3 protein-coding genes are annotated in these 3,875 nt (G+C 73.9%); 2 read left to right on the forward strand and 1 reads right to left on the reverse strand.

Annotated features, from left to right (window positions below; translation table 11 throughout):
• On the forward strand, positions 1 to 2,909 hold a 2,909-nt coding region (locus AC5LSR_RS07370; RefSeq protein ID WP_493468280.1), incomplete at its 5' end, for an ATP-binding protein.
• 141 nt (positions 2,910 to 3,050) lie between these two features.
• Here the strand turns inward: AC5LSR_RS07370 and AC5LSR_RS07375 are convergent.
• Positions 3,051 to 3,380 (reverse strand): hypothetical protein, encoded by a 330-nt coding sequence (locus tag AC5LSR_RS07375; RefSeq protein ID WP_250284509.1) that lies wholly within the window; start codon positions 3,378 to 3,380, stop codon positions 3,051 to 3,053.
• A 288-nt stretch (positions 3,381 to 3,668) separates the two neighbouring features.
• On the opposite strand from AC5LSR_RS07375, the gene AC5LSR_RS07380 reads away from it, so the two are divergent.
• Positions 3,669 to 3,875: hypothetical protein (locus AC5LSR_RS07380; RefSeq protein ID WP_250284511.1), on the forward strand; the 207-nt coding region annotated here is incomplete at its 3' end.

Consider the following 3,875-nt stretch of genomic DNA (forward strand, 5'->3'; position numbering starts at 1 on the left):
GCGAGATCCGTGCCAGCATGGACGTGCTCAACGCCGACCTGGAGCGTGACTGGGGGTTCCGCTTCCGCATCCGCATCGGCATCAACACCGGCGAGGTCACCGTCGGCGGGCCCGGGACGGGCGGCGGTGTCACCGGGGACGCCGTCAACGTCGCGTCCCGGCTGGAGGAGGCCGCCGCCCCCGACGAGATCCTCATCGCGGACGCCACCCTGCGGCTGATCCGGCCGCACGTACGCGCCGAACCGGTCGGGCCGCTGGTCGTCCAGGGCAAGCGGGCGCCGCTGCGGGCCCACCGCCTGATCGACCTGACCCACCCGGGGATCGGGCCGGGGGCGCGGTTCGCGCCCGAGGGCTTCGCCGCCCCGGTGATCGGCCGGGACCGGGAGCGCCGCCGCCTCGACGACGCCCTCGAGCAGGTGATCGAGGAACGCACCTGCCACCTGTTCACCCTGCTCGGCCCGGCCGGTATCGGGAAGTCCCGGATGGTCCGGGAGTTCTGTGAGGCGATGGCGCCGCGGGCGACGGTGCTCACCGGGCGCTGCCTGTCCTACGGCGAGGGCATCACCTACTGGCCGCTGATGGAGATGGTCCGGCAGGCGACCGGGATGTCCGCCGACGAGAGCGCGCCCGAGGGCCGCCGCCGCCTGCGCGAGCTGCTGGAGGAGGTCGGTAACGTCACCAGCGGCGTCACCGGGGACGCCGCCGCCGTGGTGGACGGGCTGGCACCCCTGGTCGGGCTCGGCGGCGCCGAGGTCGGCGCGCAGGAGAGCTTCTGGGCGGTACGGACCTTCCTCGCCGCGCTCGCCGAGAAACGTCCGCTGATCGTCTGGTTCGACGACGTGCACTGGGCCGAGCCGACCCTGCTGGACCTGATCGAACACGTCGCCGACTGGTCCCGGGAAGCGCCGGTCCTGCTGCTGTGCCTGGCCCGGCCGGAACTGCTCGAGGAACGCCGGACGTGGGGCGGCGGCAAGCTCAACGCCACGTCCATGCTGCTGCAGCCGCTGAGCGAGGAGCGCTGCCAGCGCCTGATCCGCACCCTGATGGGCTCGAACGACCTCGACCCGGCGCTGGTCGCGCGCATCACCGACTCGGCCGCGGGCAACCCGCTGTTCGTCGAGCAGACGCTGGCGGCCCTCGTCGACGACGGGCTGCTGCGCCGCGAGGGCGACCGCTGGATCGCCACCGGCAACCTGGGCTCGGTCCAGGTCGCCCCGACGATCTCCGCGCTGCTCGCCGCCCGGCTGGACCGGCTCAACGCCCACGAGCGGCGGGTCCTGGAGCGCGCCGCCGTGGTCGGGCAGCGTTTCTACCTGGACGCGGTGGTGGAGCTCTCCGCCCCGGCGGACCGGGCGGCGGTCGCCGAGCACTGCCTGTCGCTGGTCCGCAAGGAGCTGGTCCATCCCGACCGGTCGGACCTGCCCGGGGTGGAGGCGTTCCGGTTCCTGCACGTCCTGCTGCGCGACTGCGCCTACCAGGCGACGTCGAAGCGGCAGCGGGCGGACCTGCACCAGGGGTACGCGAGCTGGCTGCAGACCCGGATGGCCGGGCGGCCCGGCGAGCACGACGAGCTCGTCGGCTATCACCTGGAGCAGGCCTACCGGTACCGGGTCGCGCTCGGGCTGCGCGACGCCGAGACCGAGGAGCTGGGACGGCAGGCCGCCACCTGCCTGATCGAGGCCGCCGACCGGGTCCGCCAGGGCGACGAGACAGGAGCGGCCGGGCTCCTCAAACGGGCGGTCAAGCTACTTCCAGTGACAGATCCGCTGCGGATACGCGCCGAGATCGACCTTGGCTGGGCGCTGTACTCCTTCGACCGCTTCAGCGACGCCGAACGCATGCTGCGCCAGGCCACCGACCGGGCCACCCGGATCGGCGAGGCCGGCCTGCGCGCCCACGCCCGCCTCGCCCACCTGCGGCTGATGTTCGCCACCAGCCCGGAGGGGCTGGTCGCCGAGACCCTCGGCGAGGCGACCCGGGCGTTACCGATCTTCATGCAGAGCGGGGACGAGGTCGGCGCCGCGCTCGCCTGCCGCAGCCAGGCCGCCGCCTACATGGCGGCCGGCTGCTACGCCCTGGCGGAACGGGCGATGCAGGCCGCCGTCCGGCACGCCGAGGAGTCCGGGGTGCTGCGCGACGTCCAGACGACCAGGCGCGACCTCGTCCACCTGCTCAGCCTGGCTCCCCGGCCGGTCGGCGAGTCGATCGAGCGCGCGCAGCGGGCGCTGGCCGGTGTCGGCGACGACCGCGGCCTGCGCCGCTCCCTGCTCGCCCAGCTGGCGCTGCTGCACACGATGGCCGGGGACGTCGACGCCGGCATGGAGCACCTGATCCGGGCCGAGGCGATCGACTGGGACGTGCGCAGCCCCCGCGGGGACCCGCTGTACGGGGGCTTCGTCGTCGCCCGGATCGCCCTGCTCACCGACGACCTCGACACGGCCGAGCACGAGCTGCGGCGCAGCTGCCGCCGGCTGGCCCGGATGGGCGAGCGCGCGCACCTGGCCACCCGTGCCGCGGCCCTCGCCGACGTCCTGGTCAAGCTCGGGCGCCTGGACGAGGCCGCCACCTACGTGTCGCGCTCCCGCGACGCCGCCGCCGGCGACCAGGTGCCCGCCCAGGCGGGCTGGTGCGGGGTGCACGCCAAACTGCTCGCGATGCGGGGGCGGGACCGGGAGGTCGAGGCCGTGCGGTTCGCCGAGGCCGCCTGCGACCTCGCCGGCCGGACCGACGACTGGGACGGGCAGGCGCAGGCCTGGCTGACCTACGCCGAGGTGCTCCACCGGACCGGGCAGAGCGACCTGGTCCGGCCGAAGGTCGACGCCGCGGTCGCCTGCTACGAGAAGAAGGGCAACCTCACCGGGGCGACGCGGGCCCGCCGGCTGCTGGAGGACCTCGCAGCCTCCGTGTGAGGGCCCCGTACCGGGCCCTCAGTGTGAAGCCCTCAACGTGGGCCCCTCCATGTGGGGCCCTCCGCCACGTGAAGCCCTCGGTGTAAGGCCCTCGGCATGCCCTCGCTCGCGGGCCCGGCCGTAGCCGGTCCCACGATCCCGTCAGCCGGCCGCCCCGCACCCGCGGGCGCGGGCTTCTTCCTGCAAGTAGTGGAGCTCCTCGGCCCACACCCGGAAGCGTCCCACCGCGGCCAGCTCCGCGGCCAGCGCGCGGGCGATCCGGGCGATCGAGAGACGTTCCACCGGGCTGCGCAGCCACGGGCGGTCCGCCGTCTCCTCCTCGGTGGCCCGCTCGTAGGCCGCCCGGTGCAGGACGATCTCCGCCTGGGCGACCTCGATCTGCTCGACCAGCATCCGCGTCCGCGTCCACAGCTCGGCGTCGCTCGGCACGGCCCGCCCGACCGACCAGGGCCTGTGGCGGTGCCCGCTCATCGGGGGGCCACCCGAGCCGGCCGACTGCGTCACGGCGGACCTCGGCATAACAGACATGGTGACAGGCACCGCTTTACGATCGGCGCCCGGCTGGGCCCGGTAATGATACCGCCGCCAGCCACCACTGTCCGGCGTCCGCGGCGGTACTCACCCTCTGGGTACGAAGTCGGCGGCAGGAAGTGAATGCCCCGCGACCACGGGTAGGACCGATAGCGAGATAACGGAAAGGGATCACATCGGAACTTTCCGTGTTGTCGATGGGGGCCGGGGGACGTGGTGGCCGGATCGGTGGCGGTTGTGCTGGGATTTCCGCTCCTCCTGATGGCCGGCATGCTGGCCATGCAGCGGGTGGAACAAATGATCGAACGGGTGCGCCAGCCGGTGCTGCGAGCCGTCCCGGACCTGGACGACGCCTGCGTCGAGGAGGTCGAGGAGACCGGCCCGCCCCCGGCCCGCCTCCTGCGGCTGATCGTCTCCCGGCACGCCGTCCGCCCC

The sequence above is a fragment of the Protofrankia sp. CiP1_Cm_nod4 genome (genome assembly GCF_982290645.1).